The organism is Candidatus Kryptoniota bacterium (assembly GCA_036567965.1).
GTDB lineage: Bacteria > Bacteroidota > Ignavibacteria > Kryptoniales > JAKASW01 > JAKASW01.
The window spans coordinates 82005-99745 of sequence record DATCTN010000016.1; the positions used below are offsets into that span (position 1 = coordinate 82005).

Consider the following 17741-nt stretch of genomic DNA (forward strand, 5'->3'; position numbering starts at 1 on the left):
ACGCATCTTTGGCAAAAATCTTCTTTACGAAAATCGACTTCTTGATGAATCGTTGCCGGCGCGAGGGAAACAATTAGCCTGGCAAAAGCGGACCCGGACAACTCCCATATTCAACCTGAAGCGAGCAAGAAAATCATTCGAATCGATTACAAGAACGCTGCGTGCGGGCTGATCTGTTCTGAATGTCCGGGCAGATTCAGTTTGTGCCGCTTGTTTCTCGCGAAGGGAAACACCGCTATTACGGGTCCTTGCGGGACTGAAATCCCCTTGAAATTGGCGAAATGGTGGGTTACATTTGAGTTGTTAGCGCTAACATTTCGTGGCCTCGATCCGGTGTGTCGCAGCGCGATACCGAAGATGCACGCCTTGGAATACGGTTGGTGATGAGACTGCCTCGCAAACTTGCCGGGAAAAAAGTCGCGACGATCCGGGAGGTCGCCTCTGGACCGACCGAGGGCATAAGTGCTTAGTATGGATTCCAAATCGAAAGTGTTTTGGACAAAATCAGTTGATGAAGTGCGTTGATTCGGCCCGGGAAAATGCTGCCCTCTTTGATTCCGGCAGACACGCGCTCAGTTCTAAGGCGGCAGTCGGATTTCAGCCGACAGAAATGAGCGTAAAGTGGAATGCAGTTTCCGGACTTTCACTCTACCCTAATCATCTGAATCCGTCTAACCCCTCAATGATAACCCAATTCGCGCTGGGGCTTACTGCAAATGCCATTATCGAAATCTACAACATCGTGGGCAAGGGCTTCACTGTAATTCCGGCCAGCCCATGACGCTTCTGAAATAAATAGTTGGGATCGCAACTGTTAATAGTTGAAATGAAAGGAGCAAGAAATTGAAACCGTTTCTATTCTTTGCGGCTCTTCTTTTTGTGGCATCATCAAGTGCGTTTTGCGCCCGGCAAGATCGTGGACAAGATTACAATCTCACCGCGAGGACGCCGCGCGAAAAACTCCTTCTCGATCCCGGATGGAAGTTTCATCTCGGCAATGCTGCCGATCTTGAAAAAGATTTCGGATTCGGGATGACTGCTACTTTTTCTAAAGCAGGATGGGCAAGTGGTCCGGCAAGACCGGAGTTTAGCGACTCGACCTGGCGCACTGTGGATCTTCCGCATGACTGGGCAGTGGAGATTCCCATCGTATATATGGATGACGACAATCTAAACAGTCACGGCTACAAGCCCGTCGGAAGACGGTTTCCTGAAACCTCTATAGGATGGTACAGGCGTTCAATATCTATCCCGAAGTCCGATTCGGGTAATCGAGTCCTGATCAAATTCGACGGCGTCTTCCGCGACTGTATGGTATGGCTGAACGGCTTCTACCTCGGAAGAAATGAAAGCGGATACGGGGAGTTTAACTTCGATGTGACCGATTATGTGGAATTCGGGGAAAAGAATGTCCTGGTCGTTCGCGTCGATGCAACAGAAGCCGAAGGTTGGTTCTATGAGGGCGCTGGAATTTATCGTCACGTTTGGCTGATCGAATATTCACCCCTGCATATCCCGCTATACGGCACATACGCAGTTTCGGATGTCCGTGAAAATGTCGCCAACTTTAAGATCAATACCGAGGTAGCTAACCAGACCGGAGCGGCGGCTCGAGTTCGCCTGGTTTCCGTCCTATTGGATTCAAAGGGCAACCAGGTCGGGTCGAACTCATCGGCTCCGTCGATTGTCGAAGCATACGCAAAGAAAACTGTTGACCAGCAGATCAAGATTCCCAATCCCCATCTGTGGTCACTTGAGGATCCTTACTTGTATAAACTGGTACAGCTGGTTGAATCAGACGGGAAAGTGGCCGATCGGACGGAGACATCTGTGGGAATTCGCACGGTGAGATTCGATAAGGACAACGGTTTTTTTCTAAACGGCAAGCACGTGGAAATACAGGGAGTCTGCTGCCACCAGGATCATGCAGGTGTAGGTTCTGCACTCCCCGACGGTCTGCAGATTTTCAGGATAAAGAAACTCAAAGAGATGGGGGTGAACGCATACCGGACAAGTCACAACCCACCGACGCCCGAATTGCTTGATGCCTGCGATAGTCTTGGTATGCTGGTCCTCGACGAGAACAGGCTCCTGGGAAGCACACCGATCGAAACAGACCAGCTGAAGTGTCTAATCCTTCGCGACAGGAACCATCCATCCGTCATCGCGTGGTCAATCGGTAATGAAGAGTGGAGAGTCGAGAGTTATCCGATCGGCGCTTTGATTGCCCGGACTATGAAGCGGGTGCAGGAAAAGTACGATCCGTCGAGGGTCTGCACATTCGCAGCAGATAACGGGCCGGACTATATCGGGGTGAACAGCGTCGTTGACGTCCGTGGCGTCAATTATATCGAGAGGTGGCTCGAGGGAATCGACAGGTACCATCGCGAGCACCCCGATCAGCCGATGTGGGGAAGCGAGGAGTCGAGTGCTTATACCACGCGCGGAGTCTACCGGACCGACACGGTAAATGGTTACGTAAGCGATTACGACGTCAATTTCCCGTACTGGGGAGGGCTTGCTGAGAAGTGGTGGAACATTTACAAGGCGCGCCCGTGGCTTGCGGGTGGATTTGTCTGGACCGGCTTCGACTATCGCGGGGAACCGACCCCCTATGGATGGCCGGATATTAATTCGAACTTTGGAATCCTGGACATGTGCGGGTTTCCGAAGAACGCATTTTACTACTACGAATCGCAATGGACGGACAAAGACGTGCTCCATATTTTCCCGCATTGGAACTGGGCTGGAAAGGAAGGCAAGCCGATCGATGTCTGGTGTTACAGCAACTGCGACAGCGTCGAGCTCTTCTTGAATGGCGCAAGTCTCGGAAGAAAGATAATGCCGCCGGGACTTCATCTCGACTGGAGCGTTCTGTATTCGCCGGGGACTCTCGAAGCTTTTGCATGGAGAAATGGACGGACGTTGACGACAAAACTCGAGACAACCGGTGCACCCGTCGCGATTCGGCTCACACCTGACAGGTCCTCGATCCGGGCCGACGGTGAAGACGTGTCAGTAGTTACTGTCACCTTGGTTGATTCACTCGGCCGGGAAGTTCCGGACGCGGATAACCTGGTACACTTTGAATCTACAGGTGCGGGCCAGATCATTGGAGTCGGAAACGGTAACCCGAGCAGTCATGAAGCCGACAAATATCTGGATGGCGGGTATCAACGGAGGCTATTTAGCGGAAAATGCGAAGTTATTCTTGAATCGACGCGCAATCCGGGGACGATCTTGCTCAAGGCAACCGGAGATGGAATTCGCGCGGCCGCGATCAACGTGAACACGTTGTCGGCCCCGCTCGAGCCTGTCGCTGCGGAATGACGATTTGAGATTCAATTGTCGGAAACGATTTGCTGGAGTTATGAATAAATGAAATCAGAATTAAGTCATGCCGGGAGAGTCGGTAGGGAATTAAAAAGATCTTTCGGTGAAAATGACGAAATGATTATTGTCAGATCCCCGGGAAGAATCAATCTCATCGGGGAGCACACAGATTATAATGAGGGGTTCGTGCTCCCCTCGGCGATCGATCGGGCGATCTACCTCGCACTTGCGCCGGGGAGAAATCATGAAACGAGAATCAAGTCGCTGAACTTTGACGAGGTGATCAGCTTCGATGTCTCGCGCCCGGTCAGGATGAACCGGAGTTGGGCCAATTACCTCGTGGGAATTGTCGACCAGATCGCTAAAGCCGGAAAGCAGCTCTCTGGGTTCGACTGCGTGTTCACCGGCGATATCCCGATCGGCGCAGGAATGTCGTCCTCTGCAGCAATAGAAGCTGGACTTGCATTCGCGCTCAACACACTCTTCGATTTAAAAATTGATCTTGTGAAGCTGGCAAGGCTTGCCCAGCGCGCGGAAAATGAATTTGTCGGCGTCAGATGCGGCATAATGGATCAGTTCGCGAATCTGATGAGCAAAGGAGATTCGGCCATTCAACTAGATTGCAGGAGTCTCGAGTACAGGTATATCCCGTTCTCCCGGGACAATCTAAAGTTTGTCTTATGCGATACCGGAGTGAAGCACGATCTCGCCTCATCCGAATACAATGTACGACGGCTCCAATGTGAGTCGGGCGTTGAAAAAATTCGCTCTCACGTTCCGGCAGTTCACAGCCTTCGCGATGTGAACATTGCAATGCTCGAGGAATTTAAGTCTGAAATGGACGAGACCGTCTATAAGAGATGCAGTTTCGTACTCGAAGAGAACGCCCGCCTCCAAGCTGCTTGCACATTTCCGCAAAACGGGGACTTCGTCCGCTTCGGCGAACAGCTTTACAAATCCCATGAAGGGCTGCGCGACAAATACGAGGTTACATGCAGGGAGCTCGACATCCTGGTCGAAGCGGCTTCCGAAATAAGCGGCGTGCTCGGAGCACGCATGATGGGCGGAGGATTCGGAGGCTGCACGCTGAATCTCGTCGTCGAAAGTTCAGTTCGGGAATTCGAATCGAGAATAAGTGAGGAGTATCTTAAGGACACAGGAATAAATCTGAGGATGTTCGAGTGCAATCTCGTGCCGGGCACGAGTATCGTGCACGATTGAGATCGCCGCCTCTTCGGATCAACTCGTGAGATCTTGCGGGCTGTCGGGCACGTCGGTGAATGCGGCGCGTTGTTCTTGCTTGAACCGGTGAACGGTCGGCGATAAAATACACATTTTCCCCTTTATGATGAACCTCTGTGCAATCAGAGTGGAAGCGGAACATTCCTCTTGGATTTGAACCACTCGTAGAGGAACACGCCGACTACCGGGATGTATTCCAGTATGAGGACCGGGATGTACTCTTTCCAAACACCGGTCAGTTGGTAGTTGACTACAGTAATTGAAGTGAGACTCACCAGCGACACGAAAAGGATTCCGCTCCATCGTGGCACGATCGGAATCAAGACTGCAAGCCACATTAAGTACCACGGATGAACGACGGGTGAAAAGATGAGAAGTGTAAAAATTGACAAATAGATCTTTGTCATCAAATCCTTCCTGCTGAAAACAATCGCTGCGTACGGGATCAGGAACAGGATCCCGCATATCAGTCTTGTCCGCTGGTTATCGCGAATGAACCTGTCGAGTATATCGAAAACGATCCCGTTGAAAGTCCAATTCTCCGCGAATGTTGTCAGGGCCTGAAAAGGACTTCCGGAAAACACAAAGGGAAGGTATATGCCGATACATACAAGCACAGGTATTAAGATTGTCTTCACCTTTTGCGCAAAGCCCCTTTCCTCGAGAAAGAAGATCGGTATTACGATTAGCGCCAGAGGTTTGACGCAAATGGATAGTGCGAGGAAGAAATAGCTCGCATTCTTTTTTCCATCCATGAAGAAATATATCGAGAAGATGAGAAGGGCCGTTCCGAATCCGTCGATATGACCGTCGACAAGTATCTCGTAAAGCGGAAGGGGACACAACGTGAACAGAAAAACATTGGACCAAGTTGTTTTCAACTTCCCGATGATGAGCAGTAGTCCAATGATCGTCGCCAGGTGAGAGATGAGAAGGAGAGTCTTGAGGCCGACAAGACTATCTCCGCCAATCTTATATGCAAGGTAGAAAAAGATTTCGCCTGCTGGCGGGTATACTGTCTTCATGTCCGGAAAATTTATCCTGGAGGGGAGTGTGGCTGTACGCAGAGCGCTCAACGCAACATCGGACGGAGCATACCCGTATGGATTCATTCCGTTTGCCATCACTTTGCCGTCCCAGATATATCGGTAGTAATCGTCCGATCCGACTGGATGTGCGAAGGTCATCGCGACCGCAAATGCAGCGGAAGCGGCTATGATAATTTTCGTGACTTGTTCGCCGTACCCGTTGCCTGAAAGTAAAACACGGAGCAAAATGAAAAGGATCGACGCCGAGATGAACGAAACTGCGTATGCGAGGATATGACTGCCTTTTATTAGAAAGAATGCCGCGTAAGCTGAAGCAAAAGCAATCAGAAGAACGACAATCAGGATTTCCGCGCGCTTTTTCATTTAGACTTAGTCTTAGTGTGCGATGAAAGTTAATGCAGCAGTTCATGGCCCTCAAGCTTGTGGCTTGCCCCTCCTCACCGCCTTAATTTCGAGCCCGAAACGGCATTCCATGACAGGTAAAGATTTTCACGCGTATGACGAAGTATTAGGATAGGGCGAGAAGTGTGAGATGCATGCCGTCCGGATTTCACCAGCAATGCTTTTTCCGAACCTCTTCGTTAACTTATCATCCATAGCCGGGTCATAATTGTCGGGACCTGCGGTTGAAAATTCAAATTTGTTTGCGGTGATGTATTAATCATGCGCTATTCAACGGAGCAGCCTATGCATAAGAAACCGGACGATTCTGTTCTGAAAAACGCCAGAGAGATTACCTACTCTACCCTGGCGGACGAGAAACTTTCCAGAGGACGACTCGATTACATAAGTCCGAATGTCGAAGCACTCCTCGGCTACAAGCCGGGCGACTTCTCAGCTAATCGGAATCTCTGGTCGTCAATAATCCATCGGGAGGATATCGCGAAAGTCGAAGCGCAGTCGAAGAAATATTCCGGCAACATCTCTATTAAGCTCGAATACCGTGTGCGTCACAGGAGAACTGGCAAGTACCGAACTGTCGAAGATGTGATCAATCCGCGATTAGATAGAAAAGGGAAACGTATAGGTGTTGTAGGATCGATTATCGATATTACGGACCGCGAGGCAATGAAGCCTCGTCGTCGACGGGAACGGTTCATGGACAACGAATTCTGGCTCAATGAATCGCAACGTGTGGCGAAGGTCGGCTCATACGTGTACGATTTTTCCACGGGAGAGTGGTCGGGATCGCCGACCCTCGACGGAATACTCGGCCTGGACAGATCCTTCAGGAAAGATGTGGAGAGCTGGCTGCAACTGATTCACCCTGAAGACAGAAAGTCAGTTTACACTCAAGTCAGGAAGGCATATTCGTCAAGCACCAAGTCGAGTGTCGAGTTCAGAATTGTCCGGTGGAAAGATAAGAAGATACGCTGGATCTGGGGAACAGGGGAGATCTTGAGAGATTCAAGAGGACGACCGGTTAAAATGTTCGGAACTGTTCAGGACATAACTGAAAGGAAAAAAGCGGAAGACGCTCTCCAGCAGAACGAGATACTCTTTCATAACTCGTTCGAGCAGTCCGCCGGTGGAATGGCACTTGTCGGGATCGATGGAAAGTTCCGGCTGGTGAACAATAGATTTGCCGAGATGCTTGGCTTCTCGAAGGAGGAGCTGCTAAGGAAGACCATTGTTAGCGTCGCGCATCCGGAAGAACGAGAGCAAGCGAAAAAATCTATCCCTGCGATACTCGCAAGCGGGGTGAAGAATCAAATCATCGAGAAGAGATTAATCAGGAAGGACGGAAGCATAATCTGGGCGAGTATTTCCGTCGCGCTCATCCAGGACCTGGAGGGGAAACCGGAATATCTGGTGGCGAATTTCCAGGACATGACCGAGCGAAACAAGTTCGAGGAGACTCTCCGAAACGAGCGAATAATCCTCAGGACACTCATCGATAGTTTGCCGAGCGCAGTGTACGTCAAAGATAGAGAATGCCGGGCGAGAGTAGTAAATCTTGCTGCCGTGAGAAATGGCGGAATGAAATCGGAATCGGAAATCATCGGCAAGACGGACTTCGACTTCTTCCCGAGAGAAATCGCGGAAGGTTTCTTCGCCGACGACCAGAAGGTGATAAAAGAAGGAAAACCGGTGCTCGACAGAGAGGAATATTTTTTCGATAACGAGGGCAAGAAACACTGGCAGCTTACGTCGAAGGTTCCGCTCTGCGATGAGACAGGGAAAGTCGTAGGTTTGGTTGGTGTCGGCACCGACATAACGGAAAGAAAACTTGAGGAGGAGCAACACCAGCGGGAGCGCATTCTCCTCAGAACGCTGGTCGATAATCTTCCCAACGCCGTGTTCGTGAAAGACAAAGAGTACAGGAAGGTCATCGCGAATCCTGCCCACATTCGACGTGTGGGATTGTCCACCGGACACGACATAACTTCGGAAAGCGAAATCCTGGGGAAAACTGATTTCGAAGTCTATCCAAAACATCTGGCTGAGGAATTCTTTATTGACGATCAGAAAGTCATACGAGACGGCCAATCGGTCATCAACCGCGAACAATTCGGTGTCGATCCGAGCGGCTATAAACGATGGGAGTTGATTTCTAAACTCCCACTGAGAGATGAGAAAGGTGAAATCATCGGGCTGGTGGGAATCACCTCCGAAATTACAAAGCAGAAGAGCGTAGAGGAAGCGCTCGAGCGTGAGCGGATTCTGTTGAAAACACTCATCGACAATCTTCCAAGCGCAATCTTCGCAAAGGACCGGGAATACAGGAAAATAATCGTTAACCCTGCACATGTGAAGCGAGTCGGCCTGAGCGTCGGACCCAAAGCAGAAGCTGAAATCCTTGGCAAGACAGATTTTGATATATATCCGATAGATCTGGCCGAAGGGTATTTCAATGAAGACCTGGAGATCGTCGAAGAAGGCCGACAGGTGCTTAATCGCGAAAGCCTGAACATCGACAAGAACGGTGAACGACACTGGGATCTGATCTCGAAAATCCCATTCCGTAACAGTGAAGGGAAGATAGCAGGGATGGTCGGGATCACGACAGACATAACTTCTCTGAAGGCAGCGGAGGAATCTCTCCTTCGTGAACGAACTCTGCTGAGAACACTTATCGACAACCTCCCCAGCGCTGTTTTCGTCAAAGACCGATCATATCGAAAAACGGTCGTGAACCCTGTTCATGTCAAAGACGTAAGAGCGCATCTCGAAAGCATCGGAGTCGAATCGTCGATAGATATTGTCGGGAAAACCGACTTTGATGTCTACCCGGCTGAACTGGCAGAGAAATTTATGATTGACGACAGGATGGTCCTGGAAGAAGGCGTCCCGGTGGTAAACAAGGAAGAGACCGCCTTCGACAGCCGCGGCGAGCAAAATTGGACCCTCGTTTCCAAAATTCCATTGAGAGACGATCAAGGCAACATTTCCGGACTGCTCGGAATTACAACGGACATCACCGCGTTCAAGCGGGCGCAGGAATCCCAGCAGCGCGAGCGCACGCTGATGAGAACACTTATCGATCATTTACCTAATGCGATCTTTGCGAAAGATAAAAACCTGCGCAAGATTCTTGTGAATCCTGCTCATGTGAAACGGATGGCCGCGCACATTGGCCCGATTACCGAGGAGCAGCTTCTCGGAAAGACGGATTTTGAAGTATGTCCTCCAGACATTGCGGACGCATACTTCAAAGATGACCAGAGAATGATGCGCGATGGCATAGCGGACCTGAACAGGGAACTCTACGAAACAGACGCCAACGGCCAGAAGCATTGGGAATTAATTTCCAAGATCCCGATCAGAGATTCGAACCGCGAGATCGTCGGGATAGTCGGCATCTCCACAGATATCACCGCATTAAGAGAGGCCGAGGAGGCGCTCAGGAAATCGGAAGCTGAGCTCCGAACTCTTTTCGCGTCCATGAAGGATGTGGTGTTCGTGGTGGATGGCGAAGGCAGATACCTTGAAGTTGCGCCCACCGATCCCACTCTTCTGTACAGACCTCCGCACGTACTACTAGGGAGGACCCTATATGAAATTTTCCCTAAAGACCAGGCAGATTCATTTCTTGCCGTCATCCGGGAAGCATTGAGATCTGGAGATCTGCAGAGCACAGAATACAGCCTGGAGCTAAGCGGTTCGACGGTCTGGTTCGATGCGAGCGTATCTCGAATGGCAGACAACCGCGTACTCTGGGTTGCGAGGGATATTACTCGCCGACGAACCGCAGAAGATGCCCTCAGGAGATCTGAAGAGACTCTCGCGCGCATTGCTTCGTCGATCGACGATGTAATTTACAGCCTGGACGGGAAAACCGGTGAATTCGCCTATATCAGCCCCGCGTTTGAAAGGAAGTTCGGATATTCGCTGTCCGATGTTCTGAAGATGGGAGGGAGATGGGCCTTTATTTCAAATGTAATAATGAGAGAAGATGTTCCCCTGATCGACCCGGTTGTCACCGTGATGCAGGAACAAGTGCTCGATGATGTCCCTGTATGGGAAAACTGGTGGCGCTGTAAAGACGGCACGCTTCTTTTCATCGAGGATCACTCGGTACCGACATACGAGAACGGCAAGCTGGTGCGTGTCGACGGAGTGTTGCGGGACGTGACGGAGAAAAAGAGCGCTGAAGACGCTAAACAGCGGGAGCGGATCCTGTTGCGAACACTCATCGATAATTTCCCTCACGCGATTTACGTGAAGGATTCGAACTACAAAACCATAATCGCCAACCCGGCGAGCCTGAAGTATACCGGACTTCCTTCCGAAGCCGATGTAATCGGAAAGACAGACTTCGACGTCTATCCGCTCGAAGAGGCGGAAAAGTTCTTTACCGACGACCAGAAAGTGATCAGGGACGGGCAACCCGTGCTGAACAGGGAGGAGTCCCTCATCGACGTCGAGGGAAAGAAGCATTGGCTCCTAACCTCGAAGATTCCCCTGCGCGATCAGAACGGAGCAATTACCGGTCTGGTGGGAGTCGGCATGGACGTCACTGAACGCAAAATGATAGACGAGGCGCTTCGCCAATCGGAAGCGGAACTTCGGGCACTCTTTAATTCGATGAACGATGTTATACTCGTGCTCGGCAGGGATGGAAAATTTCTGAAAGCTGCGCCAGCCAAGGATACGCTGCTGTACAGGCCGGCTGCGGAGATAGTTGGTAAAACGAATCGCGAGATCTTTCCCAAGGAACAATCCGATTTCTTTATGTCGATCATTGAAAAGACTCTCGCGACTAATACTGCGCAGAATGTCGAGTACGCCATCAATATCAGAGGAAAGGAAAAGTGGCGCGCCGCTGCCGTGTCGCCGATGTCCGAAGACTCTGTCCTGTGGGTCGCCCGCGACATTACCGAGCGCAAACAGATGGAGAGAGAAATAACCGAGTCGGAGCGAAAATACCGGGAACTCGTCGAGAACGCGCTGGTAGGTGTATACAAAACAACCGTCGATGGAGAATTCATTTACGCGAACAAAGCGATGGCTGACATTCTCGAATATGATTCTCCACAAATGATGATGTCTGCAAGTCTGCCGAAGCTTTACAAAAGCGTGCGCGAATGGGAATCGTTCACGGAAGATCTCAAGAAGGACGGCAAAACCGGGAAGAGCAAAGAATTCGAGTTCATTACCAGGACTGGCAAAATAAGAAACGTGCTTCTGAGCGCTTCCTTCGACGGCGACGTCGTCTCCGGAATGGTCAAGGACATCACAGAGATCAGAACGCTCGAACGGCAATTCATACAGACTCAGAAACTTGAAGGGCTCGGAAACATCGCCGCCGGAATCGCGCACGACTTCAACAATATTCTCGGTGTGATCCTGGGTTATTCCGAACTCCTTGGGCAGGGAACCTACGAAATCCAGAAATTCGACCGGGGCATAAAGGCTATTACCAAGGCTGCCGATCGAGGGAAGTCACTCGTTCAACAACTCCTGACATTTGCCAGGAAAACCGAAACTACGTTTGAGTCCATCAACCTGAACGAGATCATTGGTGAGACCGAACGACTAATCGAAGAGACGTTCCCGAAGACAATTGAAATAACTACAGACTGCAGAAGCGATATACCTTTGGTTATGGCAGACTCCACGCAAATCCAACAGGTACTTCTCAATCTCTGCGTCAATTCACGGGATGCAATGTCAAAGGGCGGTACTCTCACAATTGGCACGAGAACGGTGCACGGGAAAACTCTCGAGGAACGGCATTTTGCCGCTGCGGACAAAGAGTACGTGGAAGTCAGGATCTCCGACACCGGCTCAGGCATGGACAAGATGACGAGACAGCACATCTTCGAGCCTTTCTTTACCACGAAAGATGTAGGTAAGGGAACGGGCCTCGGTCTTTCTGTCGTCTACGGGATCGTCGAGAGCCACAGAGGTTTCATCGATGTTGCCAGCGAACTTGGAAAAGGGACCGATGTCTTCGTGTACTTTCCTGCCCAGCGAGAAGGCGCCTCCGGGAGTGAGCTGGTAAAGGAAATGGCCGAAGACTTCCCGACCGGAAAAGGTACCGTGCTCGTCATCGAAGACGAGGAGATGTTGAGAGACTTGTTGACGACGATTCTAACTTCGAAGGGCTACGAAGTTATCCTCTCGCACGATGGAGAGGAGGGAATTGAAACATTCAGGCGCGAGAAAGATCGGATCGCGGTGGTCATCTCAGATCTTGGTCTTCCGAAGATGAGCGGTGAATCGGTGGTGAGCGCGGTTAAGGAGATTAATCCGCACGCCAGGGTCGTAATCGCAAGCGGGTTCATCGATCCGGAAGTCAAAGCGTCTCTTGAGAAAATTGGCGTGGATCAATTTATCCAGAAGCCGTACAAGGCTGCTGAAGTCTTCAGGGCGGTGCGAGATGCGATTGCTGATTCGGGGTTCAAAGGGGAGCATTAGATCGTCACACTCGCCACGAGCACGCATGCCTCTTGAGCCGGTCAGGGATGGGGATTCATCTGACTCGGGAAGCGCCCCGTTTGGTAAATGGATGCTTTGTAAATGACGGTCCTCCTCAGTTAATCCAGGAGGACCGCAAAATCACTCGGGATGTCCGGTCTACTTCAAAAGCAACATCTTCTTAGTCACAAAATAACTCCCGGCTCTTAACGAATAGAAGTAAACACCGCTGCTGAGTCGCGAAGCATCGAAATCCAATTCGTAATTTCCCGGCGACATTCGCTGGTGAAGAAGCGTTTCTACTTCCCGGCCCAATACATCGTACACGGTCAGTGTCACGTCTCCCGCATTCGGCAGCGCGAATCTTATACGGGTCGACGGGTTGAATGGGTTCGGGAAATTCTGAGACAGTGAATATGTTTTTGGAAGCAAATCATTTGTAGATCGCACACCCGTAGCAAGCGTCCCCTGAACCATTATTTCTGCAATCGAGTAAGCTCCGTTGGTCCCCTGGCTTAGTAACAAGAGTGCGAGGTATCTCGCCGTGTCCTGCAATCCAGAAACCGTCTCGACGTAGTTTGTACCGCCGGTTCCGTTTGACTGTGACTTTACCACGATCCAATTCACGTTGTCAGGAGCGAGCTGTAGAGAGTAAGATTTCGCGTATGCATGGTTTCCCCACCGGATGGTAACCTGGGTGACGGCAAACAAATTTCCCATGTCAATCCTAACCCATTGAGCCGTCGGGGAGGCGGAAGCCTGCCAACGCGTGAAGTTGTTGCCATCGACAATATTCTGAGGATTGCTGAAGGTGTATGTTACGGTATCGTTCGACGAAGCAGTCACCGTTCCTTGGTATGCCCTGTCTACTTGATCCGGCGGGAGAACCTGTATCGAGATCGTCGTCGAATCGTGCTCGTCTCCCTCGGTGAGAAGCGTGTAAGTATTGTTGACCACATCCGGATAAACCACGATGGAATCTACGACCGGCACAGTCGCATTGTTAAGTGTGGCCGTAGAATTTTTGACCACCTGCCAGACAAGCGAAGTGCTCTCTCCTGTACCGATTTGAAGGGGAGTTGCCTTAAAGCTCATGATTCTTCCCGTCGGCAGGACTGTGACCGTCAGCCTCGACGTATCGTTCACCATGCCAGAGGCGGTTAAGGTGTAAGAGGTGGTTACGAGAGGCGAGACTATCACGCTGTCCTTAACCGATGACTCGCTCAAGCCGTTAAATGTGACCGTCGAGCCGGGCTCCGCATCCCATCTAATTACTGTGCTGTCTGTTTTCTGAATCGTGCCCGGTGTCGCACTGAATACATATATGCTTCCGGTCTTCGGGAACACGATGATATCGTTCCTGTAATTTGCAAACATGTACTGCAGTGCACTCCATGTATCCGTCAACGACGTCTTGGTCTGATCCTCTGCCCAGGCCCACATGAGCGCGCCTGCATATCCGTTATTGTATAACCTGGGATATAAGACCCCGTCGGCAAGCCCGTCGGTCGGCGCCATAAAGAATTCTCCGATGACAAGGGGCTTGTCAAGCATGTATGCGCTGCAATTATGCAGGAAAGGACTGTATGACGTTCCCGCTCCGCTGTAGTAGTCGACGGTGTAGAAATCGAGCGTACCGTCGCTATCTCCGCCTGCTGCCTTGAGGCGCGCGTCGGTGTAGTAGTTTGTATTTCCCGCCAGCGAGATCTTTTGCATGTACGCGACCCAGTCGGCGGTGGTCATGTTAGTCCGGTGGAGAATGTTGAATTCATTTGTGTACTGACTTACTTGCTGCGGAGAAAGACTGCTCACGTTGAACTGACCCTGGATGGTGCCGGCAGGCGATTGCACGTCAGTGTTTGACTGCATCGTGTTCGCGTCCAGCGTAACAAGTGCGCTCGTGTCTGTGCGGTGGATTGCGCCGGCGATCAGGTTCACGAATCTTTGAATGTCGGCAATCGGCACATGCACGCGATTGCCCCAGCCGAGCACGTCGCTGAACCCTTCCGGCTCGATCACGATGTTCCACGACTGGATTGCCGGGTTGCCTTTCAAGGAGTCGACCATCGGAATCAAAGCGTTTCTTATGTACGCCATGGTGTACGCAGTGTCGGTGAATAGTTTCGCGTTCCGGTATAATTGGGCCGAGTCCAGCTCATCTGTGCTCAGCAGGTCGTGCGACCATAAAGTCATCATAATCCCGACGCTATATTGACTCGCAAGCGAGAGGATCTGCTTGAGGTCCTGGATCATGTACTGCCCGGGCCCGGTCACCAATCCGGTGTCGTTGTACACAGGCGTTTGTACACCGTCGACATGCATCCAGAATTTCAAAACGTTCCCACCATTGTCGTGAACAGTCTTGAACTCGGTGGCGAATTGTGTGAGGTCGGGACTTGCACCCAGGTCGTTAGCGTAATTTACCCACGCGATATTGATCCCGCTCAAGAAAATTTCCTTGTTCGCGTAGTGAGTCCTGGATTGAGAACGAACGGGTTCAGATGTAAATCCGATCATTATCGGCAACGCCAATAACAAGATCGCCGGATTCATCTTTATGAATAACCTCGTAAAGATTGCGTTCATCTTACCTCCAGTTTTAATAATGATTCTGAAATGTCCGACGCTTTGATCCCTCGAAACGTTATCCTGACATTATTTCCCATCGAGTCCCTGATCGACTGATTATGTATGAACTTTAACGAAAATAATCAATATCAACCGTTGAAAACAGGCGAACTCCCTGATGCCGATTTTCCTGCACCTTAGCGTGACAAAACGAATTATCGTATGCAGATTCCGAAGAGATGAAATACTTACGATAATCACATAGAAATGAACAGGGACCCATAAGGGATCAGGTAGTGGGCTATTTTGACGCTACTGAAATGTCCCATCGTTGAGTATTCTACGGCGTTCAAAAAAAACACAAATGTCATTTCACTTTGAAAGTAGCCCACTGCTAGGGATCACAGATTCTCCCTTTATTGTCAGATTGTTTATATCTTTTATAAATGTTTCATGACTGCAATCTCTTCTGAGGAAAAAGTGATGCAAAAAATTCTCATCCTGCTGTGTTCGGTTCTTATGGCGTCCTTCCTGGAGGCGTGCTCAAGTTTTCTTTTCTGGGGTAAACCTGATTACGTGCGAGTCGACGGGATGCAATTTGAATTCGATGGCAAACCGTTCTACTATACCGGAACAAACATGTGGGACGGCTGTTACCTCGGCTCGACGGGCAATACAGGCGATAGGCCGAGACTCCTCAGAGAACTCGACGATCTGAAATCGCTTGGCATCACTAACCTGCGCGTCCTCGGTGCTTCTGAGGAATCATATATAGAGAACTCTCTCAAACCTGCGATCCAGATTAAGCCGGGAGTCTACGACGAGAATTTACTGGACGGACTGGATTTCCTTCTTTCAGAATTGGACAAGAGGGGCATGCACGCAGTGATTTTCCTGAACAATTACTGGGAGTGGTCGGGCGGCATGGCGCAATACGTCGACTGGGCGAATGGCGGTGGCGGTGTCGATGCCGCAAATGGAAATTATGCGGCCTTCATGGACTACTCCGCTTCATTCTACGTGAATCAAAAAGCACAATCCCTCTTCTACAATTTTGTTACGGATCTCGTGACGAGAAGAAACCAGTATGACGGCCGTTATTATTATGAAGAGCCCTCAATAATGGCGTGGGAACTCGCGAACGAACCTCGTCCAGGTCGGGATGATAGGTATCTTCAACAGTATTACCAATGGATAGATTCTACAGCGCACTTCATCCACGCCCTCGATCCGAATCACCTTGTGACAACAGGTAGCGAAGGACTAATCGGCAACCTGCAAGACTCCACGATCTTCGTGACTTGCAACCGGTCGAAGTATATAGACTATCTGACATTTCATCTCTGGCCGAAAAACTGGGGATGGTTCGACGCAAAGAACATCGACAAGACCTATTCGAGGACTGAATCGAATGCAATCGGTTACATCGACAAACATATCGCACTGGCGCGTGTGCTGGACAAACCGATTGTCATGGAGGAATTCGGAATGCCGCGCGACAGCGAGCTCTGCAAGCCCGGCACTCCGACGACCGCGAGAGACAGGTATTTCAGGAAGATCCTCAGGATTATCTACGACAGCGCCGCCACCGGCGCGCCTATTGCCGGCACAAATGTCTGGGGCTGGGGCGGAGAAGGGAGAGGACTCCACCCGGACGACAGATGGCAGCCGGGTGACCCTTTTACAGGAGACCCGCCTCAGGAAGCTCAGGGTCTCAACTCGATTTACGATGTGGACACTACAACCCTTGCCATTTTCAATCGGAACGCAATGGAGATGATTGCGCTCCGGAAAAGTGAAAGTCTTCTGGAACAGAAAAAGCTTGCTGAATTGAGGAAGTGATCTCACAAATTCGCGTCATTTCCCTCAAGAATTGAATCGGTCACGAAATTGGGCGCCTGGTTTTCTTCCTTTCCTCTTATGGAATTTAGATCGCCGCCGTAAAATGCCCCCCGCACACTCAGAGCCTTGATTATTTCGCATATCAACAAATAACTTCTTCTAAGTCAGCGGGACTTAATATCAGTTAATATTCGGGTGGTTCAGTGCAGTGCGTTCAGTGTAATATCGAGTCGAGGGAAACGCGAACTCTGGTTGATGAAAATAAGATACCAGGCAAGTACCAGTCAACATTTGAGGGAACGGGTTTACCAAGCGGAATTTACACTTGCAGGCTCACTGCAGGTGCATTCACTTCGACAAAGAAAATGTTGATGCTCAAGTGATTTGATTGTATCGACAGAGTTACAATTCTGTTCGTGCCGAGTTCTTCTCAAAATGGCCTCGTTGCAACAACTCTCAAGTCCATTCATCAAGAATGCTCGTCGTGCATTAAAGTTTCGGTTGGAAAATTCCTGAATTAATCTTACTCTAATGACGCCATTTTGTCAGGGAGGGCAGATCCGAGAAATCCGATTGAATCTAAACCCTGAGCCTGTAGCCGACAGAGTTCGATGATGAACAAAACGATCAAACAAATCCGCAGACTTATGATAGCCGTCGTGGGCTTCACACTCCTAATCAGTGGAGTCGTGATGTTCGTTCTCCCTGCACCCGGCCTCCTCGTCGTTCTTCTCGCGCTCGCGATACTCGGGACAGAGTTTCTCTGGGCTAGAAACCTTCTCCATCACGTCAGGAAACGCTTTCAAAAGAAAAACAATGGCGATCAATCGTAAAGAATCAAAT

Annotated in this window: 8 protein-coding genes; 6 read left to right on the forward strand and 2 right to left on the reverse strand. The window is 50.3% G+C overall.

Annotated elements, in window-relative coordinates:
• The first annotated feature begins 508 nt into the window (after positions 1-508).
• The 3 genes from VIS48_06150 (at position 509) to galK (ending at position 4554) form a co-directional block, all read left to right on the forward strand.
• Positions 509-781, forward strand: coding sequence for a hypothetical protein (locus VIS48_06150; GenBank protein HEY9165728.1), 273 nt, complete (start codon positions 509-511; stop codon positions 779-781).
• Positions 782-843: 62 nt separating this feature from the next.
• Entirely contained in the window at positions 844-3330 is a 2487-nt protein-coding gene (galA, locus tag VIS48_06155; GenBank protein HEY9165729.1) for a beta-galactosidase GalA, read from the forward strand.
• A 48-nt stretch (positions 3331-3378) separates the two neighbouring features.
• Positions 3379-4554, forward strand: a complete 1176-nt coding sequence (galK, locus tag VIS48_06160) for a galactokinase (GenBank protein ID HEY9165730.1) — start codon at positions 3379-3381, stop codon at positions 4552-4554.
• Positions 4555-4697: 143 nt separating this feature from the next.
• Here galK and VIS48_06165 read toward each other — a convergent pair whose 3' ends face one another.
• Positions 4698-5987 (reverse strand): hypothetical protein, encoded by a 1290-nt coding sequence (locus tag VIS48_06165; protein ID HEY9165731.1) that lies wholly within the window; start codon positions 5985-5987, stop codon positions 4698-4700.
• 324 nt (positions 5988-6311) lie between these two features.
• Between VIS48_06165 and VIS48_06170 the strand changes: the two genes are divergently transcribed.
• The gene (locus tag VIS48_06170; protein HEY9165732.1) at positions 6312-12488 is read left to right on the forward strand and encodes a PAS domain S-box protein; all 6177 of its coding nucleotides are present in this window, start codon (positions 6312-6314) and stop codon (positions 12486-12488) included.
• A gap of 159 nt (positions 12489-12647) precedes the next feature.
• Here the strand turns inward: VIS48_06170 and VIS48_06175 are convergent, their stop codons facing one another.
• Complete coding sequence (locus tag VIS48_06175; protein HEY9165733.1) at positions 12648-15074, reverse strand: discoidin domain-containing protein; 2427 nt, start codon at positions 15072-15074, stop codon at positions 12648-12650.
• A gap of 465 nt (positions 15075-15539) precedes the next feature.
• On the opposite strand from VIS48_06175, the gene VIS48_06180 reads away from it, so the two are divergent.
• Complete coding sequence (locus tag VIS48_06180; GenBank protein HEY9165734.1) at positions 15540-16898, forward strand: cellulase family glycosylhydrolase; 1359 nt, start codon at positions 15540-15542, stop codon at positions 16896-16898.
• Between the two features lie 614 nt (positions 16899-17512).
• Positions 17513-17731: a PGPGW domain-containing protein gene (locus VIS48_06185; GenBank protein HEY9165735.1), complete on the forward strand. Its 219-nt coding sequence runs from the start codon at positions 17513-17515 to the stop codon at positions 17729-17731.
• The last annotated feature ends 10 nt before the right edge of the window (positions 17732-17741 follow it).